Annotated in this window: 23 protein-coding genes; 7 read left to right on the forward strand and 16 right to left on the reverse strand. The window is 67.6% G+C overall.

All coding sequences use genetic code 11. The annotated features are described in order from the left end of the window. Window positions 1–31: 31 nt before the first annotated feature. Entirely contained in the window at window positions 32–3,457 is a 3,426-nt protein-coding gene (locus T8T21_RS00330; RefSeq protein WP_322336337.1) for an indolepyruvate ferredoxin oxidoreductase family protein, read from the reverse strand. Window positions 3,458–3,586: 129 nt separating this feature from the next. Between T8T21_RS00330 and T8T21_RS00335 the strand changes: the two genes are divergently transcribed. Continuing rightward, window positions 3,587–4,051, forward strand: coding sequence for an Lrp/AsnC family transcriptional regulator (locus T8T21_RS00335; RefSeq protein ID WP_322336338.1), 465 nt, complete (start codon window positions 3,587–3,589; stop codon window positions 4,049–4,051). Here the strand turns inward: T8T21_RS00335 and T8T21_RS00340 are convergent. The 11 genes from T8T21_RS00340 to paaG all read right to left on the reverse strand — a co-directional run bounded on the left by T8T21_RS00340 (window position 4,048) and on the right by paaG (window position 13,921). Further along, on the reverse strand, window positions 4,048–4,656 hold the full coding sequence (locus T8T21_RS00340) for an acyltransferase (protein ID WP_322336339.1): 609 nt from the start codon (window positions 4,654–4,656) through the stop codon (window positions 4,048–4,050). The genes T8T21_RS00335 and T8T21_RS00340 overlap by 4 nt on opposite strands. Continuing rightward, entirely contained in the window at window positions 4,656–6,701 is a 2,046-nt protein-coding gene (gene paaZ, locus T8T21_RS00345) for a phenylacetic acid degradation bifunctional protein PaaZ (RefSeq protein WP_322336340.1), read from the reverse strand. The genes T8T21_RS00340 and paaZ overlap by 1 nt, the downstream gene beginning before the upstream one ends. Window positions 6,702–6,703: 2 nt before the next feature. After that, window positions 6,704–7,774, reverse strand: coding sequence for a ferredoxin--NADP reductase (locus T8T21_RS00350; RefSeq protein ID WP_322336341.1), 1,071 nt, complete (start codon window positions 7,772–7,774; stop codon window positions 6,704–6,706). Continuing rightward, on the reverse strand, window positions 7,774–8,259 hold the full coding sequence (gene paaD / locus T8T21_RS00355; RefSeq protein ID WP_322337510.1) for a 1,2-phenylacetyl-CoA epoxidase subunit PaaD: 486 nt from the start codon (window positions 8,257–8,259) through the stop codon (window positions 7,774–7,776). The genes T8T21_RS00350 and paaD overlap by 1 nt, the downstream gene beginning before the upstream one ends. 5 nt (window positions 8,260–8,264) lie before the next feature. Continuing rightward, window positions 8,265–9,014 carry a 1,2-phenylacetyl-CoA epoxidase subunit PaaC gene (gene paaC, locus T8T21_RS00360; protein ID WP_322336342.1) on the reverse strand — a complete coding sequence of 250 codons (750 nt, stop codon included), beginning with the start codon at window positions 9,012–9,014 and terminating at the stop codon, window positions 8,265–8,267. Further along, window positions 9,014–9,298 (reverse strand): 1,2-phenylacetyl-CoA epoxidase subunit PaaB, encoded by a 285-nt coding sequence (paaB, locus tag T8T21_RS00365; RefSeq protein WP_322336343.1) that lies wholly within the window; start codon window positions 9,296–9,298, stop codon window positions 9,014–9,016. Before paaB ends, paaC begins: the two co-directional genes overlap by 1 nt. Window positions 9,299–9,303: 5 nt before the next feature. Then, window positions 9,304–10,272 (reverse strand): 1,2-phenylacetyl-CoA epoxidase subunit PaaA, encoded by a 969-nt coding sequence (gene paaA / locus T8T21_RS00370; protein WP_183472618.1) that lies wholly within the window; start codon window positions 10,270–10,272, stop codon window positions 9,304–9,306. A 157-nt stretch (window positions 10,273–10,429) separates the two neighbouring features. After that, window positions 10,430–11,281, reverse strand: coding sequence for a PaaX family transcriptional regulator (locus T8T21_RS00375; protein ID WP_322336344.1), 852 nt, complete (start codon window positions 11,279–11,281; stop codon window positions 10,430–10,432). Window positions 11,282–11,338: 57 nt separating this feature from the next. Beyond that, entirely contained in the window at window positions 11,339–12,649 is a 1,311-nt protein-coding gene (gene paaK / locus T8T21_RS00380) for a phenylacetate--CoA ligase PaaK (RefSeq protein ID WP_322336345.1), read from the reverse strand. 40 nt (window positions 12,650–12,689) lie between these two features. Continuing rightward, on the reverse strand, window positions 12,690–13,127 hold the full coding sequence (paaI, locus tag T8T21_RS00385) for a hydroxyphenylacetyl-CoA thioesterase PaaI (RefSeq protein WP_322336346.1): 438 nt from the start codon (window positions 13,125–13,127) through the stop codon (window positions 12,690–12,692). Then, window positions 13,124–13,921, reverse strand: a complete 798-nt coding sequence (gene paaG / locus T8T21_RS00390) for a 2-(1,2-epoxy-1,2-dihydrophenyl)acetyl-CoA isomerase PaaG (RefSeq protein WP_322336347.1) — start codon at window positions 13,919–13,921, stop codon at window positions 13,124–13,126. Before paaG ends, paaI begins: the two co-directional genes overlap by 4 nt. 183 nt (window positions 13,922–14,104) lie before the next feature. Here paaG and T8T21_RS00395 point away from each other — a divergent pair, with 183 nt between their 5' ends. The 6 genes from T8T21_RS00395 to T8T21_RS00420 are packed head-to-tail and all read left to right on the forward strand — an operon-like array spanning window position 14,105 to window position 19,354. After that, complete coding sequence (locus T8T21_RS00395; RefSeq protein ID WP_322336348.1) at window positions 14,105–15,247, forward strand: ABC transporter substrate-binding protein; 1,143 nt, start codon at window positions 14,105–14,107, stop codon at window positions 15,245–15,247. A gap of 12 nt (window positions 15,248–15,259) precedes the next feature. Next, complete coding sequence (locus tag T8T21_RS00400; RefSeq protein WP_183472633.1) at window positions 15,260–16,132, forward strand: branched-chain amino acid ABC transporter permease; 873 nt, start codon at window positions 15,260–15,262, stop codon at window positions 16,130–16,132. Continuing rightward, entirely contained in the window at window positions 16,132–17,166 is a 1,035-nt protein-coding gene (locus tag T8T21_RS00405) for a branched-chain amino acid ABC transporter permease (RefSeq protein WP_322336349.1), read from the forward strand. The genes T8T21_RS00400 and T8T21_RS00405 overlap by 1 nt, the downstream gene beginning before the upstream one ends. Continuing rightward, on the forward strand, window positions 17,163–17,951 hold the full coding sequence (locus T8T21_RS00410; RefSeq protein ID WP_322336350.1) for an ABC transporter ATP-binding protein: 789 nt from the start codon (window positions 17,163–17,165) through the stop codon (window positions 17,949–17,951). Before T8T21_RS00405 ends, T8T21_RS00410 begins: the two co-directional genes overlap by 4 nt. Then, entirely contained in the window at window positions 17,944–18,663 is a 720-nt protein-coding gene (locus tag T8T21_RS00415) for an ABC transporter ATP-binding protein (protein ID WP_322336351.1), read from the forward strand. Before T8T21_RS00410 ends, T8T21_RS00415 begins: the two co-directional genes overlap by 8 nt. Window positions 18,664–18,721: 58 nt before the next feature. Then, window positions 18,722–19,354, forward strand: a complete 633-nt coding sequence (locus T8T21_RS00420; protein ID WP_322336352.1) for a hypothetical protein — start codon at window positions 18,722–18,724, stop codon at window positions 19,352–19,354. A 68-nt stretch (window positions 19,355–19,422) separates the two neighbouring features. Here the strand turns inward: T8T21_RS00420 and T8T21_RS00425 are convergent, their stop codons facing one another. From T8T21_RS00425 to T8T21_RS00440, 4 genes are read right to left on the reverse strand one after another with little or no spacing between them, the layout of a single operon-like run. Further along, window positions 19,423–20,445, reverse strand: a complete 1,023-nt coding sequence (locus tag T8T21_RS00425) for a dipeptide ABC transporter ATP-binding protein (protein WP_322336353.1) — start codon at window positions 20,443–20,445, stop codon at window positions 19,423–19,425. Further along, window positions 20,442–21,419 carry an ABC transporter ATP-binding protein gene (locus tag T8T21_RS00430; RefSeq protein ID WP_322336354.1) on the reverse strand — a complete coding sequence of 326 codons (978 nt, stop codon included), beginning with the start codon at window positions 21,417–21,419 and terminating at the stop codon, window positions 20,442–20,444. Before T8T21_RS00430 ends, T8T21_RS00425 begins: the two co-directional genes overlap by 4 nt. Window positions 21,420–21,423: 4 nt before the next feature. After that, window positions 21,424–22,332: an ABC transporter permease subunit gene (locus tag T8T21_RS00435; protein ID WP_183472648.1), complete on the reverse strand. Its 909-nt coding sequence runs from the start codon at window positions 22,330–22,332 to the stop codon at window positions 21,424–21,426. Continuing rightward, entirely contained in the window at window positions 22,332–23,339 is a 1,008-nt protein-coding gene (locus T8T21_RS00440; protein ID WP_183472651.1) for an ABC transporter permease subunit, read from the reverse strand. The genes T8T21_RS00435 and T8T21_RS00440 overlap by 1 nt, the downstream gene beginning before the upstream one ends. Window positions 23,340–23,394: the final 55 nt, after the last annotated feature.

A 23,394-nucleotide genomic window follows, 5' to 3' on the forward strand; every position in this document is an offset into this window, starting at 1 on the left:
CGTGGTCGCCTGACCACGCCACCACGATCTTTCAGCCAAGCTGCGCGCGCAGCGCCTCGACCTGCGGTTTGACGCGCTCGACTGCTTCGGCCTTCACCGGGCCGAAGCCGCGGATCTCCATCGGTGCCGACAGCAGGGCGCGAAGGATATCCGGGTCGGCCTGTGCCGCCGTCTTGGCGCAATCCGCCATCACGCCCTCGAACCATCCGATCAGCGCGCGCTCCATCCGCCGTTCGGCCGTATAGCCGAACGGATCGAGCCGCGTGCCGCGCAGCCGCTTCATCTGGGCAAGCCGGTTGAAGACCGGTCCGATCCACGGCCCGAAGCCCCGCTTGCGCGGCCTCCCGCGGGAATCGCGCCCCAAGGGGAGCAGGGGCGGCGCGAGGTGATGGGTGACGGTGAAGTTCCCGTCGAACTCCTCGCGCAGCTTGTCCGCAAAGCCGGATTCGACGTGCAGCCGTGCCACCTCGTACTCGTCCTTGTAGGACATCAGTTTGAACAGCGACCGCGCGGCGAGGCCGGTCAGTTCGTCGCCATGTTCCTCGGGCAGCGCGGCGCGGAAGCTGGCGAGCTTCTCGCGGTAGCGCGCCGCCCAGTCCACGTCCTGATAGGCTTCGAGGAACTCGGCCCGGCGCGCGATCAAATGATCGACCGTCTCCTCGGCCCGCTCGCTGTGGCCCAGAGCCGGGTCGAGCGCGTCGGGACGAGCGGCCATCAGCCGGCCGCAGGCCAGCGCCGCGCGGTTCTTCTCCACCGAGACGCCGTTCAGTTCGATCGCCTGTTCCAGGGCGGCAAGGCTGACGGGCACCAGCCCGCGCTGCCAGGCATGCCCGAGCATCATCACGTTGGAATAGACGGCATCGCCCAGGAACGCCTCGGCGGCGGCATTGGCGTCAAAGGCGTCGAGCCCCTCGGCCCCGACCGCCTGGGCGATCGCCGCTTCCCGGGCATCCACCTTCAGGTCGGCGTCGCGATGCAGCACGAGATCGCCGGTGGGCATTTCGGCCCGATTGAGCACGACCCGCGTGCCGGGGCGGTAGCAGACGCTCGCCTTGGGCGAAGAGGATGCGACGATGTCGCAGGCGATCACCGCGTCGGCGCTGCCCTGTTCGATACGGACCTGGCTGATCTCGTCTGGGCTACGGGCGAGGCGGATATAGGACAGCACCGTGCCGAACTTCTGCGCGAAGCCGGTGAAGTCGAGCACGCTCGCGCCCTTGCCCTCCAGATGCGCCGCCATGGTGATCAGCGCGCCGACCGTGACCACGCCCGTGCCACCCACGCCCGACACCAGCAGGTCGTAGGGCCGCGACAGGGTGGGGAGGTCCGGCAGCGGCAGTTCGCGGGCGGTCTCGATCATGTCGAGGCCCGCGCCTTCGCGCTTGCGGCGCGTCGCGCCCTCGACGGTGACGAAGCTCGGGCAGAAGCCTTCGAGGCAGGAGAAATCCTTGTTGCAGCTCGACAGGTTGATCTTCCGCTTGCGACCGAACTCGGTCTCCAGCGGCTCGACGCTCAGGCAGTTCGATGCGACCGAGCAGTCGCCACAGCCTTCGCAGACCAGCTCGTTGATGACGGCGAAGCGCTTGGGGTCCTCCATGGTGCCGCGCTTGCGGCGGCGGCGCTTCTCGGTGGCGCAGGTCTGCTCGTAGATCAGCACGGTGACGCCCGGGATCTCGCGCAGTTCGCGCTGGATCCGGTCGAGATGGCGGCGATGGTCGATAGTGGTGCCCTTGGGGAAATCCGCGTGATCGAATTTCAGCGGGTCGTCCGAGACCAGCGCGATCCGCTCCACCCCTTCGGCCCGGCAGGACTGGGCAATGCCCTGAACGCTGACGGGGCCATCCACCGGCTGGCCGCCGGTCATCGCGACGGCGTCATTGTAGAGGATCTTGTAGGTGATGTTGGTCCCCGCCGCGACCGCCTGCCGGATCGCGAGGCTGCCGGAATGGTACCAGGTGCCTTCGCCGAGGTTCTGGAAGATGTGGCGATTGCCGTTGAACTTCGACGCGGTGACCCAAGGCACGCCTTCGCCGCCCATCTGCGCGTAGCCCAGCGTTTCGCGGTCCATCCACGAGGCCATCACGTGGCAGCCGATGCCCGAATTCGCCTGGCTGCCTTCGGGCAGCTTCGTCGAGGTGTTGTGCGGGCAGCCCGAGCAGAAATAGGGCGTGCGCGTCGCGCCGGGGATCGACAGCACCGGTGGCGGAGTCTCGGTCAGCGCGCGGGCGCGGGCCGGGAAGCCTTCCCCGGGGAACATCTTGTCGAGCCGCCGCGCCAGCACCGGCAGGAGCACCTTGGGGGACAGCTCCCCGGTCCAGGGAAGAAGCGGATTGCCCGGTCCGTCGAACTTGCCGACCATGCGGGCGGGCTTGTGGCCGGGCCAGTCGTAGAAGTATTCCTTGAGCTGGCTCTCGATGATCCCGCGCTTCTCCTCGACGACCAGCACCTCCTGCTTTTCCTGCACGAAGTCGAGCGCCGCGCGGCGGGCCAGCGGCCAGACCATGCCGACCTTGTAGATGTCGATCCCGAGGCGGCGGCACTCGGCCTCGTCGAGGCCCAGGAGCCGCAGCGCCTCCATCAGGTCGAGATGGCCCTTGCCGGTGGTGACGATGCCGAAGCGGGCGTCGGGAATGTCGTAGATCGCGCGGTCGATCGGATTGGCCTCGGCAAAGGCCTGCACCGCGGCCAGCTTGTGCTGCATCCGCGCCTCGATCTCGGGGCTGGGCAGGTCCGACAGCCGGACATGCAGCCCGCCCGGCGGCGCGGTGAAATCGGGCTGCACGAAATCGCGGGGCGGCAGCAGCTCGACCGAGCGGCCGCTCTCCACCGTCTCGGACACCGCCTTGAAGCCGACCCAAGTGCCGGAAAAGCGCGACAGCGCGAAGCCCCATTCCCCGAAGGGAAGGTATTCGCCGACCGAGGCCGGGTTCAGCACCGGCATGAACCACGCCATGAAGGCGACGTCGGACTGGTGCGACATCGAGGAGGAGACGCAGCCATGGTCGTCGCCTGCGACGACCAGCACGCCGCCTTTGGGCGAGGAGCCATAGGCGTTGCCATGCTTGAGCGCGTCGCCCGAACGGTCGACGCCCGGCCCCTTGCCGTACCACATGGAGAACACGCCATCGACCTCGCGCCTGGGGTCGAGCGCGACCTGCTGGGCGCCGAGCACGGCAGTCGCCCCCAGATCCTCGTTCACGGCAGGGAGGAATTCGATCCGATGCGCTTCGAGCTGCGCCTTGCCGCGCCACATTTCTAGATCGAGCGCGCCCAGCGGAGAGCCGCGATAGCCCGAGACGAAGCCGGCGGTGTTCAGCCCCGCTTCGCGGTCGCGTCGCGCCTGGTCGAGCATCACCCGAACCAGCGCCTGCGTGCCGGTCAGGAAAACGCGCCCCTCGGTGCGGTCATAGCGGTCCGACAGACGGTAGCTGCGGAAGCGGTGCGATTGATCGGTCATGGCGGAGTCCTCCCCGACTCTGGCTCGTTTCACTCTGGACCCGACGGTCTGGATATTGCTTTCAGTTTCGCGCGATCAGCGGTAGTTTGCGGAATGCCGTTTCAAACGGTCGCCTGATTTCGGAATGCCATGGTCGAATCTCTCCAGCCTGCCGACATCCGCATCCTCGCCGCTCTTCAGGAGGACGGCCGGCTGTCGAACGCCGATCTGGCCGAGAAGGTCGGCATGTCGGCCTCATCCTGCTGGCGGCGGGTGCGGGCTCTCGAAGAGGCGGGCGCGATCGAGCGACCGGGCGTTCGGCTCAACCCCGAAGCCTGCGGCCTGACCTTTCAGGCAATCGTGCATGTCAGCCTCGTGCGCCACGAAATGCGGCCGGTCGAGGATTTCATTCGCGCGGTGCGGGCCCGGCCCGAGGTGCAGGAATGCTATGCCACCACGGGGCAGGCGGATTACCACCTGCGGGTGCTGTGCCGCGACCTTGCCGCCTACAATGCCTTTCTCGAGGAATTCCTGTTTCGCCAGCCCGCGGTGGCCAGCGCGCAGACCAACATGGTGCTGCGCGCCGTCAAGACGCGGGGCGTGCTGCCGCTCTAGCGGGTCGGCGTGGCGAGGTATTTCGGATCATAGGCGGGCGCCTCGATCCGGCGGCGGCCTTCCTCGGCGCGGGGTAGGGGATCGCAGGACACCAGCTTGTCCCGGGCTTCGGCGGCGAGGCGGGTGTAGATCGCCGTGCCCTGGCTCTTCCATGCGACCTCTTCCTCGGTGAGTTCTCGGATCACCTTGGCGGGCATGCCCACCACCATCGAGCGCGGCGGGATCTGCATCCCGGCCTTCACGAAGGCCAGCGCGGCAACGATGCTCTCGGCGCCGATCACCACGTCGTCCATGATCACCGCGTTCATGCCGACCATGGCGTTCTCGCCCACCCGGCAGCCATGCAGCACCGCGCCATGGCCGACATGGCCGCGTTCCTCGATCACCACGTCCTTGTTCGGAAAGGCGTGCATGACGCAGGTTTCCTGCAGATTGGCGTTGGCGCCGACGATGACCCGGCCGAAATCACCGCGCAGGATCGCGCCGGGGCCGACATAGGCGCCGGGCCCGACATGCGCATCGCCGATCAGGACGGCTTCGGGGTGAACGAAGACGGTCGGATCGACCACCGGGACCACCCCGTCATAAGCATAGACGCGGGCCATCAGAGGTCCCGCTGCTCTTTTGCCACCAGCGTCAGCACGTCGTATTGCGCCACCACCTCGGCATCGTCGCGCAGCACGGTGCAGTCCCAGCGGACCTCGCCGTAATCATCCGTTTCGCGCGGGTTGATCTGCTTGGCGGTAAGCTGGACGCGCAGGCTGTCGCCCGCGTTCACCGGGGTCATGAAGCGCAGATTGTCGACGCCGTAATTCGCCAGTACCGGACCTTCATCGGGCTGCACGAAGAGCCCGGCGGCGAAGGAGACGATCAGATAGCCATGCGCGACGCGGCCTTCGAAGAACGGGTTTCGCTTGGCAGCGGCCTCATCCATGTGGGCGTAGAAAGTGTCGCCGGTGAAGGTCGCGAAATGCTCGATGTCCTCGACCGTCACCTTGCGGGCGGGCGTAACGACCGTGTCGCCGATCTCCAGCTCCGCCAGCGACTTGCGGAACGGGTGCACGTCGGTCTCGCGGCGGGTGGCACCCGGCATCCATTGGCCGATGACGGCGGTAAGCTGGTCCGGCGTGCCCTGCAGCGCGGTGCGCTGCATGAAGTGCTTCACGGCGCGCATGCCGCCGAGCTCCTCGCCGCCGCCCGCGCGGCCCGGCCCGCCATGCACCATCTGGGGCAGGGGGGAGCCGTGGCCGGTCGAGGTCTTGGCCGAGAGACGGTTGCCGAACAGCACCCGGCCATGCAGCTTGGCGATGCCGCGACCCAGCGTCTTTGCGACTTCGGTATCGTCGGTGAAGACCGAGGCGACCAGCGAGCCCGCGCCGCGATTGGCGATCTCAATCGCCTCGTCCAGCGTGTCATAGGGCATCAGCGTGCAGACTGGGCCGAAGGCTTCGATCTCGTGCGGGGCCTTGGCGGTCAGTGGCTGGTCGCAGACCAACACGCAAGGCGCGACGAACGCACCCGTCTCCGGCACCGCCCCCGGTGCGATGGCGATGCGGGCCTCGGCGCCGATCGCCTCTACGGCGCGGCGGACCTCCTCGACCTGATCCGTAGAGGCCAGCGCGCCCATGCGCGTCGCCGCATCGCCGGGATGGCCGATCACGGTCTTCTCGATTCGGGCCTTCAGCGCCTCGACGGCCGGTTCGACCAGCGCGCGCGGCAGGATGGCGCGACGGATCGCGGTGCATTTCTGACCCGCCTTGGCAGTCATCTCGCGATGCACTTCCTTGACGAAAAGATCGAACTCCGGGCTTTCGGGTGTGGCATCTTGACCAAGGATGCAGGCGTTGAGGCTGTCGGCCTCGGCGGTGAAGCGCACAGCGTTCTCGATGATCGCGGGCGTATTGCGTAGCTTGCGCGCCGTCGCGGCCGAACCGGTGAATGTCACCACGTCCTGGCAGGTGACACGGTCCAGCAGGTCGCCGGTGCGACCGCAGATCAGCTGCAGCGCGCCCTCGGGCAGTTCGCCGGTCTCAAAGATCAGCCGCACACAGGCTTCGGTCAGATAGGCGGTCTGGCTCGCGGGCTTCACGATCGCGGGCATGCCGGCGAGCCATGTCGGCGCGAGCTTTTCCAGCATCCCCCAGACCGGGAAGTTGAAGGCATTGATGTGGATCGCCACGCCTTCCAGTGGCATCAGGATGTGCTGGCCAATGAAGCTGCCATCCTTGGACAGGATCTCAGGCGCGCCATCGGGGATGACATGCGCGTTGGGCAACTCGCGGCGGCCCTTGGAGGCGTAGGAGAGCATCGTGCCGATGCCGCCCTCGATGTCGACCCAGCTGTCGGAACGGGTCGCGCCCGTGGCGGTGGAGATCGCGTAGAGCTCCTCCTTGCGCTCCATCAGCGCCAGACCGATCCGCTTCATCATCATCGCGCGCTGATGCGTGGTCATTTCACGAAGAGCAGGGCCGCCCTTCTCGCGGCCAAAGCTCAGCATCTCCTCCATGTCGATGCCGGTGGCGTCGACCCGGGCGACCGGATCACCGGTCGCGGCATCGGCCACGACCTGACCCTCGCCGGTGCCGGCCTGCCAGCGGCCGGCGACATAGGACTCGAGGCGGCGCGGTTCGGTGGGAATGGCGTCCAGCATGCTCAGTGTCCTTCGTATTCGATGATGATTTCGTCCGAGAGCGGCAGGCACTGGCAGGTCAGCACCAGCCCGTCCGCCACCTCGTTGTCCTCGAGCGCGTAGTTCTGCATCATCTCGACCTCGCCGGACTTCACCCGGCCGATACAGGTCGAGCAGACGCCCGCCTTGCAGGAGAAGGGCGCGTCGATGTCATGCTCGCGTGCCGCGTCCAGCACCGACTGGCCGCTGCGCGGCATCTTGAAGCTGCGCGACACGCCGTCGAGGATCACGGTCGCGCGAACCATGTCGCCGCTCTCGCGCGCGGCCTGCGCGGCGGCCCGCATCTTGGCGCGCCCGGGCTGGGCGGCGCCGAACAGCTCGAACTTGATCTTTTCCTTCGGCATGCCCGCCTCTTCGAGCGCGCTCGCCACGTCCTTCATCATCGCCTCGGGGCCGCAGATGAAGGCCATCTCGGCCTCGGGGCTGACCCAGGGGCCGAACAGCGCGCGGCATTTCTCGGCGTCGATCCGGCCCGAGAACAGTTCGATCTCCTGCGCCTCGCCCGAGAAGACATGCACCACGTTCAGCCGGTCGAGATATCGGTCCTTCAGGTCGCCGATCTCGCGCTTGAACATTACCGATGACAGCTGCCGGTTGCCGTAGACCAGCGTGAAGCGGGCAGCGTGAGAACCTGAGAGGATGCTCTTGGCAATCGACAGCACCGGGGTAATGCCGGAGCCCGCGGCAAAACCGAGATAGTGCTTCTCGCCTGCTTCTTCGGGCGCATGAAACCGGCCCTGCGGCGGCAGCGCCTCGAGCGTGTCGCCGACCTTCAGATCGTGCTTGGCAAAGCTGGAGAACGCCCCGCCATCGACCTTCTTGATGCCGACCCGCAGCCCCTCCTCGGGGGTGGCGCAGATCGAATAGGAGCGGCGCAACTCTTCGCCCTCGAATTCACGGCGAAAGGTAAGATACTGGCCGGGGCGGAAGCGGAACTTGGCGCAGTCGCCCTTGGCGGGGGCGAGCGAGACCACCACCGCGTCGCGGGTGTCGTGGTCGATGCCGGTGACGGTCAGCGGATAGAACTCTTGCATCAGATCGCCTTGAAGTAATCGAAGGGCTCGCGGCAGTCGCGGCAGCGGAACTGCGCCTTGCAGGGGGTAGAGCCGCGCGCCGCGATGGCCTCGGTGTTTTCCGAGCCGCAAAGCGGGCAGGCGGCGCTCTGGGCCGACAGCATACCGGCGCAGTTGGCGGCATTCAGTTGCGGGGGGGCGATGCCGTAATCGAGCAGCTTTTGGCGCCCCTCATCGGTGATCCAGTCGGTCGACCAAGGCGGCGACATCCTGCGACGCACCTCGACCTTGTCGATGCCGCGGTCGCGCAGCGCGGTTTCGATGTCGAGCGCGATCACCAGCGTCGCGGGGCAGCCGGCATAGGTTGGCGTGACGTCGACCACCAACGTGTCCTCCTCCCAGCCGACGTCGCGGACGATGCCGAGATCCACGACCGAGATCGCCGGGATCTCGGGGTCGGGCACCTCGCCCAGCCAGCCGCGCACGGTGTCGGGATCGGGGCGCATCGCGCTCACCAGCGTGCGTCGGGGAAGCTGCGCGGGATCGACTGCATCTCGGCCAGGATATAGCCCATGGTCTCGGTGTGGATGCCGGTGCGACCGCCGATGCGGGCGTGGCCGTTGCCGGGGATCTCCAGCGTCGCGCGGGACATCGTGGCGGCGGTCTCGGCCTCGAAGGCCGTGCGGACACGGTCGAGGCCCGACAGCACGCCTTGCGCCGCGAGCGTCTCCTCGACCTCGTCGGTCGCCATCAGGTCGGCCGCATAGGGCCACAGCGCGTCGAGCGCGCCCTGCATCTTGGCACGGCTCTCCTCCGAACCGTCGCCCAGGCGCACGATCAGGTCGCGCGAGCGGTCGATGTGATAGCGCACCTCCTTCACCGATTTCTGTGCCAGATCGCGGATCGGCTCGAAGCCGCTCTCGCAAAGCGCCTCCTGCATCGGCAGGTGCCAGGCATCGAACAGGTATTGCCGCATCAGCGCATGGGCGAAGTCGACATTCGGCCGCTCTACCAGCTGCGCGTTGAGGAACTGCCGCTCGGTGCGGAAGAAGGCGAGGTCGTCCGGGGTGCGACCCTTGCCCTCGGTTTGGGCGGCGATCTCGTACCACAGCTGGGTCTGGCCGATCAGGTCGAGGCCCATATTGGCAAAGGCGATGTCTTCCTCGAGCACCGGGGCGTGGCCGCACCACGCCGCGGTCTGCTGGCCGAGGATCAGCGTGGTGTCGCCCATCCGCAGGCAGAAGGTGACAAGCGGATCCATCACATCGCCCCCACGTCGTCGGGGATCTCGAAGAAGCTCGGGTGGCGGTAGACCTTGGACTTCGGCGCCGCGAAGTTCTGCTCGGCGGTGTCCGGGTCGAAAGCGGTGATCTTGTTCGATTCCACCACCCAGATGCTCATGCCCTCGTTGCGGCGGGTATAGACGTCACGCGCGTTCTTCAGCGCCATTTCGGCGTCGGGCGCATGCAGCGAGCCGACATGCCTGTGCGACAGCCCGTGCTGACCGCGGATGAAGATCTCCCACAGGGGCCATTCCTTGCTCATCTCGCTCACTCCGCCGCGATGGTCTGCTGTTTCTCGGCATGGGCGGTCAGCCCGTCGCGATACCACGCGCCGTCGTCCCAGGCCTTGTTGCGCGCCGCCAGCCGGTCGCGGTTGCACGGGCCGTTGCCCTTGAGCACCTCGTAGAACTCCGTCCAGTCGGGCTCTCCGAAATCGTAGCCGCCCTTGTCCTCGTTCCAGGCGAGGTCGGGGTCGGGCACGGTGAGGCCCAGCCATTCGGCCTGCGGCACGGTCTGGTCGACGAATTTCTGGCGCAGCTCGTCATTGGTGTTCTGCTTGATGCCCCACTTCATCGACTGCTCGGAATGCACCGAGTCCTTGTCGGAGGGGCCGAACATCATCAGCGAGGGCCACCACCAGCGGTTCAGCGCGTCCTGCGCCATCGCCTTCTGATCCTCGGTGCCCTGGCAGAGCTGGCGCATGATGTCGAAGCCCTGGCGCTGGTGGAAACTCTCTTCCTTGCAGATGCGGATCATGGCGCGCGAATAGGGCCCGTAGGAGCAGCGCTGCAGCGGCACCTGGTTCATGATCGCCGCGCCATCGACCAGCCAGCCGACCGCGCCGATATCGGCCCAGGTCAGGGTGGGGTAGTTGAAGATCGAGGAGTACTTGGCCTTGCCCGCCAGCAGCTGCGCGGTCATCTCGTCGCGCGAGATGCCCAGCGTTTCGGCCGCGCAATAAAGGTAGAGCCCATGCCCGGCCTCGTCCTGCACCTTCGCCAGCAGGATCGCCTTGCGCTGCAGGCTCGGCGCGCGGGTGATCCAGTTGCCCTCGGGCAGCTGGCCCACGATCTCGGAATGGGCGTGCTGACCGATCTGGCGGATCAGCGTCTTGCGATAGCCCTCGGGCATCCAGTCATTGGCCTCGATCCGCACGCCGCGGTCGATCTTGGCTTGGAACTCCCGGTCCTTCTCCGAAGTCTCGGCGGCCCCGGTCTCGACGAGCTGTGCATACATGACAGGTCTCCTACGGATGAGGTGCGCGGCAATCACCTCACGGGATTCTACGCTTCCTGCAAATTATGTGACACGTAAAGCGGCACGTTTCAAGTCACAAGGCGGAGGTCGCGTGATGCTTCTGCCGCTGTTCCGCCCAGCGGAACGGGCAAGGGGGTCAGTCGTAGGAGAGATCGGCGATGCGCCGGGCGATCCGGGTCGGATCTGCCCGGAGAGGGCCGTCGCGATCGACGAAGTCTCGGGCCACGGCGGCATCGGCGCCGGGCGTTAGATGCAGGTAGAGCCGGGCGAAGAGCGCTCGCACCGCCGGTCCCTGCCAATCCTCGGGCAGCATGCCCAGCGGCAGCGCCGGATCGGACAGCGCGATGTCGCGATAGACATGGACCAGCAGCAACCGCAGACCGAGCGCCTCCTCGGGGCTGCAGGAGACGCCGTCGAGCGGGGCGAAGGCCGTCATGAATCGCGTCATCCGTTCGGCCAGCGCCTCGAGCGGCCAGGCCGCGCGGGCCATCTCCGTGAGGTCGTCATCGGTGGTGGCGCGAAAATGCGGCGCGCCCAGTCGCGGCAGCGGATCGCCGCGATCGGGAAGGATCGCCAAATAGGGGTCGGCCATGCCGAAGCGCAGCCGCGTCAGCCGCGCCACCAGCGCCTCGCGGCCCGGCCCCTGCGGCAGGGCAACGAGGTGCCAGCCCTTCAGCGGCTCGGCCCGGGGGCGGCGATAGATCAGCCGGGCGGCGCGCTGGAATTCCTCTGCCGCCGAGGGGGTCAGCCGGTAATAGCTGCGCCGCCCGTCCTTCACGCCCTCGATCCTCTCGGCCGCCACCAGCCGCGAGACGGCGGTGCGCACCCGGCTCTCGCTCAGCCCGACGGCGGCGCAGGCGGAGATGATGTTGCCCATCCAGATCTCGCCGCCGCGCGGTGCCACCACGTCGCCGTAGAGCGTGACGATGAAGGCGCCGGCGCTGACCGGATGGGCGGCGAGGGCATGGTCGAGGGCGTCAGGCGACATGTCGGCTCCGGGTTGTGCGCGAGGACCCGTGTACTGCCCTCGCGTCAAAGGCACAATTCAGCCCTTGGGCCGAGCATCGACGACGCGGCGTGCCTTGCCCTCGGAGCGGGCGATGCTGCCGCAAGGCTTGATCTCGACCTTGCAGGACACGCCGACCACGCTCTTTACATGGCCGGTCAGTTCGCGCGCGGCGGCCTGCGCCGTCGCCTCGTCGACCTCCGTCTTGCATTCGCAATGGATGCACATCTCGTCCATCCGGCCGCTCCGCGACAGGTGGATCTGGTAATGCGGGGCGAGCGCCGCGCATTTCAGGATCTGTTCCTCGATCTGGGTCGGGAAAACATTGACCCCGCGCAGGATGATCATGTCGTCGCTGCGCCCGGTCACCTTCTCCATCCGCCGCATCGAGCGCGCGGTGCCCGGCAGCAGCCGGGTCAGGTCGCGGGTGCGGTAGCGGATGATCGGGAAGGCCTCCTTGGTGAGCGAGGTGAAGACCAGCTCGCCCTTCTGGCCGTCCTCGACCGGTTCGCCGGTCTCGGGGTCGATGATTTCAGGGTAGAAGTGATCCTCCCAGATATGCAGCCCATCCTTGGTCTCGACGCATTCCTGCGCGACGCCCGGGCCCATGACCTCGGACAGGCCGAAGATGTCGACCGCGTCCATGTCGAAGGCCTGCTCGATCTCCTCGCGCATCGCGTTGGTCCAGGGCTCGGCACCGAAGATTCCGGTTCGCAGCGAACTTTGCCGCGGATCGAGCCCGGCGGCGCGGTAGGCGTCGAGGATCGACAGCATGTAGGAGGGGGTGACCATGATGATCGACGGCTTGAAATCCTCGATCAGCGTGATCTGCCGCTCGGTCATCCCGCCCGAGACCGGCACCACGGTGCAGCCAAGACGCTCGGCCCCGTAATGCGCGCCGAGGCCCCCGGTGAACAGGCCATAGCCATAGGCGACGTGGCAGATGTCGCCCGGCGCGCCGCCCGCGGCGCGGATCGAACGGGCCATCAGGTCGGCCCAGGTGTCGATGTCGTTCCTAGTATAGGCGACCACGGTCGGCTTGCCGGTCGTCCCCGAGGAGGCGTGCAGCCGCGCGATCCGGTCCTGCGGCACGGCGAACATGCCGAACGGGTAGTTGTCGCGCAGGTCCTGCTTCACGGTGAAGGGAAACTTCCTGATGTCCGACAGGGACTTGAGATCGCCGGGATGAACGCCGCAGGCGTCGAACTTCGCCTTGTAGAAGGGCGAGCCTTCATAGGCGCGGGTCAGGGTTTCCTTCATCCGCCGCAACTGCAGCGCGGCGATCTCGTCGCGCGAGGCGGTTTCGATCGGGTCGAGGGGCGCGCGCGCCCCGGTGGGTCTTGTGAGCATCTCGTCCTCCCTCTGGCGCGTCCTCCCGCGCCGTTTTCCCTCAGCGCCGCGTCACGATGCGCGATGTGCCCCTGAAACTGGCGATCAGTGTGCCGTCCTCGCGGCGCACCGCCACGTCGTAAAGCCCCGAGCGTCCGTTGCGGGTCACCTCGGTGCCGGTGCCGGTCAGCAGGTCGCCCAGCCGACCGGGTGCGTGGTAGACGATGTCGCACTGCACCCCGACGGCCTGGTAGTCATAGCTGTTCGCGGCAAAGGCGAAGACGCTGTCGGCGAAAGCGAAAGTCATGCCGCCATGCAGCGTGCCGTGGCCGTTCACCATGTCCTCGCGCACCCGCATCCGCATCACCGCGCGACCCGGCCCCACCTCGAGCAGTTCCATTCCCATCGCCTTGCTGGCGGTGTCCTCGGCCCACATCTCGGCGGTGCGCTTCTCGGCCTGCGCCTGCGGGTCGAGCTTCATCTCCACCGCCCCGCTCATTGCGCCCGCCCGGTGAAGACCGGCTCCCGCTTCTCTGTGAAGGCGCGTACGCCTTCGGCGTAGTCGGGCGAGAAGCCCGCCTTGCGCTGCAGGTCCCGCTCGAGGTCGAGGCTGGCGTCGAGATCCTGCCCGCCTGCCGCCTGGATCGCCTGCTTGGTCAGGCCAAAGCCATAGGTCGGCCCCTTGGCGAGGGCGGTGGCCAACGCGGTGGCTTCCTCGATCAGAGCGGCGTCCGGTACCGTTTTCCAGATCAGGCCCCATTCGGCAGCCTGCTGGGCGGGCAAGGGAGCACCGGTCAGCGCCAGCGCCTTGGCGCGTGCCTCGCCCAGCGCCCGGGTCAGCGTCCAGGTGCCGCCCGAATCCGGCACGAGGCCGAGCTTGGCGAAGGACTGGATGAAGCGGGCGCTTTCGGCCGCGATGACGATGTCGCAAGCGATGGCGAGATTCGCGCCTGCGCCGGCCGCGACGCCGTTGACCGCGCAGATCACCGGCTTGGGCAGGTCCCGGATGGCCCGCACGAGCGGGTTCCACAACGTGCCGATCGTCTCGCCCAGATCGGGCGCGCCGCCCTCGGCGTCGGGGTGGCGCTGGCCGAGATCCTGTCCGGCGCAGAAGCCGCGCCCCGCACCGGTCAGCAGCACCGCGCGCACCGCCTCGTCCTCGGACGCGCGTGACAGCGCCCGGCGCAGCGCCGCGTGCAGGTCTGGGGTGAATGCGTTCAGCCGCTCGGGCCGGTTCAGCGTCAGGCGCAGCACGCCGTCCGACAGCTCTTCGAGCAGATTGGGCTCGGTCATGGTCCCTCCCACAGGTCGCGCACGCCCCGGCCTTCAGGACCGTGCCCGGTGTTTAGGAAAGGGGCACGGAAATGGGGCGGCTTCCGCAAAAATGTGTTGCATGACGGTCGCGGGTGGTCAATGAATAAAGCGTCACGCAATGCCAAAAATACGCGCTTTGGCGTGACGAAAGGGAGGAATGACATGAGAAGACAAGCCGTTGCCGCCGGCGTCTCGGCGCTGGCGATTCTGGCCGCCGCACCCGCCATCGCCGAGATCCGGATCGGCGCCTCGCTCGCCATCACCGGCCCGGCCGCCTTCCTCGGCGACCCGGAGGCCAAGACGCTCGAGATGCTGGTCGAGGAACTCAACGCCAATGGCGGCATCAACGGCGAAGAGGTCGAGCTGATCGTCTATGATGACGGTGCCGATCCCAACAAGGCGCGCACCTTCGCGACCCGTCTCATCGAGGAGGACGAGGTGGTCGCGGTGATCGGCGGCTCGTCCACCGGCGCGACCATGGCGATGGCGCCGCTCTTCACCGATTACGAGATCCCCTTCATCAGCCTCGCTGGCGCGGTGGTGATCGTCGACCCGGTGCAGGAATTCGTCTTCAAGACCCCGCATACCGACCGCATGGCCTGCGAGAAGATCTTTGCCGACATCACGGCGCGCGGCCTGTCGAAGGTCGGGTTGATTTCGGGCACCGACGGCTTCGGCGCCTCGATGCGCGAACAGTGCCTCGACGTGGCCGAAGCCTCGGGCGTCGAGATCGTCGCCGATGAAAGCTATGGCGCGACCGACAGCGACATGACCCCGCAGCTCACCAACATCGCCGCCACCGATGGCATCGAGGCGATTGTGAACCCCGGCTTCGGCCAAGGCCCGGCGGTGGTGACGCGCAACTACGCCCAGCTCGGGCTGGATCTGCCGTTCTACCAGAGCCACGGCGTCGCCTCCGATGCCTTCCTCGATCTCGCCGGCGAAGCGGCCGAGGGGCTGCGCCTGCCCGCGACGCCGCTGCTGATCCCCGACCAGCTCGCCGAGGACGACCCGCAGCGTCAGCCGGTGCAGGACTACATCGCGGCCTACGAGGAAAAATACGGCGAGAAGCCCTCGACCTTCGGCGGCTATGCCTATGACGCCTTCCACCTGCTGGTCGACGCGATCGAGCGGGCCGGTTCGACCGATCCGGTCGACATCCGCGACGCGCTCGAAGCGACCGAGGGCCATGCGGGCGTCACCGGCGTCTACAGCTTCACGCCCGAGGATCACATGGGGCTCGACCTGTCGGCCTTCCGCATCCTCGAGGTCGCGGATGGTGGTTGGAAACCGGTCGAAGAATAGAAGGGGCGCGTCTTGTCGGAGCTTCTGCAATTCCTGATCTCGGGGATCACGGTGGGCGCGATCTACGCGGCCATCGCCCTGGGCTTCACCCTGATCTACAACGCATCCGGCGTGGTGAACTTCGCACAGGGCGAGTTCGTGGTGATCGGCGGCATGACGGCGGCGGCGCTGATCGGTGCGGGCGTCCCGGTCTGGATCGCCGCGCCGCTGGCGGTGATCGCGGGCATGCTGGTGGGGGTTCTGCTCTACCGGCTGGCGATCCGGCCGGCGGGGCAGGCGCCGCTGGTGTCGCTGATCATCATCACGATCGGCGCCAGCATCTTCCTGCGCGGTGCCATGCAGGCAGTCTTCGACAAGCAGATCCATCGATATGACGGCTTTTCCGGCGACGCGCCCCTGCGCGTCGGCGGGGCCACCATCCTGCCGCAGAGCCTGTGGATCATCGGCGGCAGCGTCGCGGTCTTCGCCTTTTTGGCGTGGTTCCTGAACCGCACCCGCGCCGGGCGCGGCATTCGTGCCACCGCGTCGAACCGCATGGCGGCCGCGCTCGTCGGCATCAACACCGGCCGCGCAATGAACCTGTCCTTCGCGCTCTCCGCGGCGATCGGCGCGCTGGCCGGGGTGCTGGCGACGCCGGTGACCTTCACCAGCTACGACGTCGGGGTGCTGATGGCGCTCAAGGGCTTCTCGGCCACCATGCTTGGCGGTGTCGGATCGCCCCTCGGCGCGCTCGCGGGCGGGCTTCTGATCGGGCTGATCGAGGCGCTGACGGCGGGCTACATCTCGTCGGACTACAAGGACGCCTCCGCCTTCATCGTCATCCTTCTGGTGCTGTTCCTGCGCCCGCAAGGTCTGTTCGGCGCACGTATCATGGAGCGGGTGTGATGGCCGGGCAGGGGACCACTGCGGCGACCGCGCCGGTCGAAACGGCCCGTCGGGCCCATGCAGGCGATGGCAAGGCGCGCGCCCTGATCGGACCGGGGCTGCGCACCTTCCTGATCTTTGCGGTTCTCGTCGCCCTCGGCGCGCTGATCTTTCCGTCGAGCTATTTCTACCGCGTCGGCACGCTGGTCTGGATCAACACCTTGGCCGTCACCGGCATCGTGGTGCTGCTCGGTTATGTCGGCCTCGTCAGTCTCGGCCATGCCGGGTTCTTCGCGATCGGCGCCTATGCGACGGCGATCGGCCCGAACTACGGCATTCCCTCGCCGCTCGCCATGGCGGGGGGCGTGGCGCTGGCAGGGCTGCTGGCGCTGGTCGTAGGCCGGCCGATCCTGCGGCTGTCGGGCTATTACCTCGCCATCGCGACGCTGGGCCTTGGTATGCTGATCTGGATGGTCCTGTCCAAGGAGGCCTGGCTGACCGGCGGGCCGGACGGCATGACCGTGTCGGGCATGAATGCCCGCAATCTGTTCAAGCTCGTGGGGCTGAAGCTGAAATCGGCCGAGGCGTGGTACTGGGTCGCGGGCTTCGTCGCGGCGATCGGCGCGGCGATTGCCGTGAACCTCGCGAACAGCCCGTCGGGCCGCGCCCTGCGGGCGATTCACGACAGCGACGTCGCCGCGCGCTCGCTCGGCATCGACGTGGCCCGGGCCAAGTCGCGCGCCTTCGTGATCTCGGCGATCTATGCCGCCGTGGCCGGGGCGCTACTGGCGCTGGCCAATGGCTACATCACCCCGGAAACCGGGGGCTTCATGCATTCGGTCGAGATGGTGACCATGGCGGTGTTGGGCGGCGCGGCCTCGGTCTTCGGGGCGCTGGTCGGGGCGCTGATCCTGACGGCGCTGCCGCAGCTGCTCACCGTCTTCGCTGATTACGAGCACATGGTGCTGGGCGCGATCATGGTTGTCACGATGATCGCCATGCGCCGCGGCCTCGTGCCCTTCATCGCCGATCTGTGGAATCGGAGGAAATCATGAGCCTCGAGATCGACGGCATCGGGATCGCCTTTGGCGGCATCAAGGCCGTGGACGGGGTGAGCTTCACCGCCAAGCCGGGTGAGGTGACCTCGATCATCGGTCCGAACGGCGCCGGCAAGACGACGCTGTTCAACCTCGTCTCCGGCGTCTACCGCGCGAGTGCGGGGACCGTGCGCATCGACGGGCGCGACGTGACCGGCCTGCCGGCGCATGAGCTGGCGCGATGCGGCATGGCCCGCACCTTCCAGAACTTGCAGGTCTTTCCGCAGATGAGCGCGCTCGACAACGTCATGACCGGCTGCCACATGCAGGAGAAATCGAATCTGCTGGCCGATCTTCTGGGACTTGGCCCGGCGCGGCACGCGACCGCCCGAAGCCGCGACGCCGCCATGGCGGCGCTGGCGCGCGCGGGGCTTGCCGATCTCGCGCATCGCCCGGCTTCGGAGATGTCCTATGGCCAGCTCAAGCGGCTGGAGATCGCGCGCGCGCTGGTCACCGGCTGCACGATCCTGCTGCTCGACGAACCGGCGGCGGGCTGCAACGCGGTGGAGCCTCGCGAGGTCGACGACCTGATCCACGCCATCGCCGAGGAGGGAAAGACCGTGGTGCTGATCGAACACGACATGCGGATGGTCATGCGCATCTCGTCGCACATCGTGGTGCTCGATCAGGGCCGCAAGATCGCCGAGGGCGGGCCCGAGGAGATCCGCACCAACAGCCAGGTCATCGCCGCCTATCTGGGCGTGCATGGCGCTGCCGAAGCCGAGGCCGCCGCCCATGCCTGAGACCACCGAACCGCTCCTGTCGATCACCGGCCTGCGGAGCGCCTATGGGCCGATCGAGGTGCTGCACGGCATCGATCTCACCGTGAGGGAGGGCGAGATCGTCTCGCTGGTCGGGGCCAATGGCGCGGGCAAGACGACCCTGATGCGCTGCATCTCCGGCGTGCAGCCGATCAAGGCGGGGGCCATCCGCTTTGAGGGAGAGGACATCGCGCGTCGCCCCGACCACGCCCGTGCAGGCCTCGGCATCGCCCATTCGCCGGAAGGCCGGCAGATCTTCGGAGATCTGAGCGTGTCCGAGAACCTTGCGCTGGGCGGTTATCACCGTCGCGATGCGCTCGGTCCCGACATGGAGGAGGTGTATCGCCTGTTTCCGATCCTGCGCGACAAGTCGGCCCTGCCGGCAGGCGGGCTGTCGGGTGGGCAGCAGCAGATGCTCGCCATCGGTCGCGCCATCATGGGCCGGCCGCGGCTTCTGCTGCTCGACGAGCCGTCGATGGGCCTCGCTCCGGTGCTGGTCGATCAGGTGTTCGCGGTGGTGAAGAGCCTGCGCGATCGCGGCGTGACGCTGCTGATGGTCGAGCAGAACGCCTATGCAGCGCTGTCGATCGCGGATCGCGGTTATGTTATGGAGCAGGGCGAGATCACGCTATCGGGCTTGGCCTCCGAGCTGATCGCCGACCCGCGCATCCGCGAGGCCTATCTCGGCGCCTGACAGCAGTTTCTCGCAACTTCCGATTGTATGGAGCGGCGGGCGGCCCCAGGGTCACGGCATGACCAAGGCCCTGCGCATTCCGCCCTCGACGGGCCGACCGCCTCTTCAAGCGCGCTTCACCGCCGGGGAGGGGCGCGAATTGGCGATCGTGCTGCCGGGGTTGCGCAATGGCTGCGATCGCCCGCTGTTGCAGGGCACCGCCGCTTTGTTCGAGCGGGCAGGCTGCGACGCGGCGCGGCTGGCGTTCGATTATGCCGAGGATGAGGCCTTCCTAGGCGCCCCCGGTGCCGAGCAGTTTACCCCCATCGCGGTGGATGGGCGGGATGTCGTGGCGCATCTGTCGGCCATGCGCCTCTACGAGCGGGTCTGGCTGATCGACAAATCGCTCGGCACGCTGTCGATGGGCGCGGCCCTGTCGGCCGGGCTTTGCGCCCCGGAACGGACCCGGGCGATCTGGCTGACCCCGAGCCTGCTCGGCACGCCGCTTTTGTCCTGGATGGGCGACTGGCCGGGAAGGGGATTGGCGGTGCTGGGAACCGAGGATCCCTCCAACCGCCCAGAACTGCGCGAAGCCCTCGGCGACAGCCGGGGCTGCCTCTGTACATGGTGGCGGGGGCTGATCATGGCTTTGATCATGTCGAGGGGGATGAGGCCGCGCAGCGGGCCGTCGCCGAAGCCATCGATGCAATGAGAGAGTGGAGAGAGCGGGAGTTTTGACGCTCGGATGAACGAAGGGGGCCAACTGGCCCCCTTCTCAGTTCAGCTTTCCGGTGCCTCGGCCGAGGGCTTGCCCTCACCCTCGGGAAAGAAGCAGGCCGACTTCTGGAGGGCGCCGTCGAGCAGCGGCCGCGCGGCGCGGCACTTGTCCTGTGCCTTCCAGCAGCGCGGTGCGAAGGCACAGCCGGGCGGCACTGCGAGCGGCGAGGGTAATTCGCCCTCAAGCTTGATCCGCTCCTTGGCGGCTTCCGGGTCGGCCCGCGGCGTCGCCGACAGCAACGCCTTGGTATAGGGATGCTGCGGGTTGTCGAAGATCATCTCCTTCGGACCCGTCTCCACCGCCCGGCCCAGATACATCACCGTCACCTCGTCGGCGACGTGACGCACCACCGACAGGTCGTGGCTGATGAACAGGTACGCCAGCTGCATCCGCTCCTGCAGGTCGATCAGCAGGTTCAGCACCGAGGACTGGATCGACACGTCGAGCGCCGAGACCGGCTCGTCGAGCACCAGCACCTCCGGCTCCAGCATCAGCGCCCGGCCGATCGCCACGCGCTGGCGCTGGCCGCCCGAGAACATGTGCGGGTAGCGGTCGAAATGCTCGGGCCGCAGGCCCACCAGACGCAGCATCTCGCGCGCCTTGGCCTCGCGCTCCGACGCCGGCATGTCGGGCCGGTTGATGAGCAGCGGCTCCATCAGGATCTGGCCGATCCGCTGGCGCGGGTTGAGCGAGCCGTATGGATCCTGGAACACGATCTGCACCTTCGAGCGCAGGCCTTTCCAGGCATCGGGGGTGGCGTTGGTCCCGGAGATTTCCAGATCGCCGCGCGTCGGCTCCTCGATCAGCGTCACGACGCGGGCGAGGGTGGACTTGCCGCAGCCGCTTTCGCCGACAACGGCGAGGGTGCGGCCCGGCGTCAGTTCGAAATCGAGATCCGACAGCGCGCGCACCACGCGGGGCTTGGCGAACAGCCCGCCGCCTACCTCGTAATGGCGCGTCAGCCCGCGTGCGGTGACGACGGGGCCGGTCTTTGCGGTCGGGGCGTCTGTGGTCACGGCACTCACGAGGCGAGCCTTTCGTCGGTGTTGAGCGGGTAGTGGCAGCGCGCGAGGCCGAGATCTGGCCCGCGCGGCGCCGGCGGCACCTTGCGGCAATGATCGTCCGCATAGGGGCAGCGTGGCGAGAACAGGCAGCCCTGCGGTCGGTCGAACTGGCCGGGCACCACGCCCGGGATGGTCGGCAACCGCCTGTCGGTCGCGCGCTCGGGGAGGGCCGCGAGCAGTGCCGAGGTGTAGGGGTGGTGCGGCGACCGGAACAGCGGGCGCACCGGCTGCTCCTCGACCTTCTGGCCGGCGTAATGCACGGAAACGCGCTGGGCGGTCTCGGCCACCACGCCCATGTCGTGTGTGATCAGCACGAGGCCCATGCCGGTCTCGTCCCTCAGCCGCACCAGCAGATCGAGGATCTGAGCCTGGATCGTCACGTCGAGCGCCGTGGTCGGCTCGTCGGCGATCAGGAGCTTTGGATTGCAGGAGATCGCCATGGCGATCATCACCCGCTGGTTCATGCCGCCCGACATCTGGTGCGGGAAGGCCTTGAGCCGCTGCTCGGGATCGGGGATGCCGACCAGTTCGAACAGCTCCAGCGCGCGCGCCTGCGCGGCCTTGCGGCCCATGCCGAGATGGATCTTCAGCGCCTCGCGGATCTGGAAGCCCACGGTGAAGCACGGGTTGAGCGAGGACATCGGCTCCTGGAAGATCATCGCCAGGTCCTTGCCGACGATCTTGCGGCGGGCGCGGGCGGACATCTTCGACAGGTCGTGCCCGTCGAAGACCATCTCGTCGGCCGTCACCTTGGCGGTCCAGGGCAGCAGCCCCATCAGCGCCAGCATCGACACCGACTTGCCCGATCCGCTTTCGCCGACGATGGCCAGCACGTCGCCCTTGTCGACGTCGAGATCGACCTGATCGACGGCGCGGAAGCGGCCGCCGGTGGTCGCGAACTCGACCGAGAGGTTGCGCAGTCTCAGAAGGCTCATGAGATCAGCTCCGCTTCAGTTTCGGGTCGAGCGCGTCGCGCAGGCCGTCGCCCATCAGGTTGATGGCGAGCACGGTGATCAGGATCGCCAGGCCGGGCAGGGTGACCACCCACCAGGCGCGCAGGATGAATTCGCGCGCCTCGGCCAGCATGGTGCCCCATTCGGGGGTCGGCGGCTGCGCGCCCATGCCGAGGAAGCCCAGCGCCGCGGCGTCGAGGATCGCGGTCGAGAAGGACAGCGCGGCCTGCACGATGATCGGCGCGAGGCAGTTCGGCAGCACGGTGACGAACATCAGCCGCCACAGCCCGGCGCCCGCGACGCGGGCCGAGGTGACGTAGTCCTTGCCCATCTCGCCGATCACGCTCGCGCGGGTGAGGCGCACGTAATGCGGCTGCAGCACGATCGCGATGGCGATCATCGCGTTCAACAGCGACGGCCCCAGGATCGCCACCAGCACCAGCGCCAGCAGCAGCGACGGGAAGGCGAGGATGATGTCCATCAGGCGCATGATCAGCGCGTCGAGCCATTTCGGGGAGAAGCCGGCGAGCAGGCCCAGCAGGATGCCGCCGGAGGCCGCGATCACCACCACGACGATGCCCACGAAGAAGGAGTAGCGCGCCCCGTTCAGAAGCCGCGAGAGCATGTCGCGACCCAGAGGGTCGGTGCCCAGCGGGAAGGTCCAGCTGCCACCCTCCTGCCAGACCGGCGGGACCAGCGTGAACGCGCGGAACTGCTGGGTGGGGTCGTGCGGCGCGATCCAGGGCGCGGTGGCTGCGACGAAGACGAAGGCCAAGAAGACCCAGAAGCCGAACACCGCGCCGCGGTTTTCACGGAAGTAGAACCAGAACTCGCGCAGCCGGCCGGGGCGCTTTTCGACCTGGGTTTCCACCTCTTTGGAGAGTGCGTGGTCCATCAGCGCTTCCTGATCTTGGGGTTGATGAGGCCGTAGAGCAGGTCGACGGTCAGGTTCACCACCATCACCATCACGGCGATGAGCAGCAGCCCGCCCTGCACGACCGGGTAGTCGCGGCGGAAGATCGAATCGACCATCCACTTGCCGATGCCCGGCCAGGAGAAGATCGTCTCGGTGAGGATCGCCCCGGCCAGCAGCGTGCCCACCGAAAGGCCGATCACGGTGATCACCGGGATCAGCGCGTTCCTGAGCGCGTGCATCCCGTTGATCCGGCCCGGCGGCAGGCCCTTGGCCCGCGCGGTGCGGATGTAGTCCTCGCCCAGCACCTCGAGCATCGCCGAGCGGGTCTGGCGCGCGATCACCGCGAGCGGGATGGTACCGAGCACGATCGTCGGCAGGATCAGGTGCCGCACCGCGGAGGTAAAGGCGCCGTCCTGGCCCGACAGCAGGCTGTCGATCAGCATGAAGCCGGTGACGTCGTCAAAATAATAGAGCAGGTCGATCCGGCCCGAGACCGGCGTCCAGCCGAGATTGCCGGAGAAGACGATGATCAGCAGCAGCGCCCACCAGAAGATCGGCATCGAGTAGCCGACGAGGGCCGTCGACATCAGCGTCCTGTCGAACAGCTTGCCGCGGTTCATCGCCGCGATCACCCCCGCCGGAAGGCCCAGAGCCACCGCGAAGATCATCGCGCAGATCGACAGCTCCAGCGTCGCCGGAAACAGCGCGAAGAACTCGTCCCAGACGGGCTTCTTGGTGACGTAGCTGGTGCCCAGATCACCCTGCAGCACGCCCGTCAGGTAGTCCCAGTACTGGGCCAGGATGGGGCGGTCGAAGCCGAACTGCACGACGAGCTCGTCGTAGCGTTCCTGCGTCATGCCGCGCTCGCCGGCCATGACGATGATCGGATCGCCCGGCAGCACCCGGATGAAGGCGAAGGAGATGAGCGTGACGCCGATGAAGGTCGGCAGGAAGGTCGCGAAGCGCGACAGCACGTAGCGCAGCATCTAGCGGCCCGCCTTGCTGGGGACCGGTCGCGCGGGGGCGGCGGGTCCGGTGGAA

Source organism: Limimaricola variabilis, from assembly GCF_034371605.1.
GTDB classification, from domain to species: Bacteria; Pseudomonadota; Alphaproteobacteria; order Rhodobacterales; family Rhodobacteraceae; genus Limimaricola; species Limimaricola variabilis.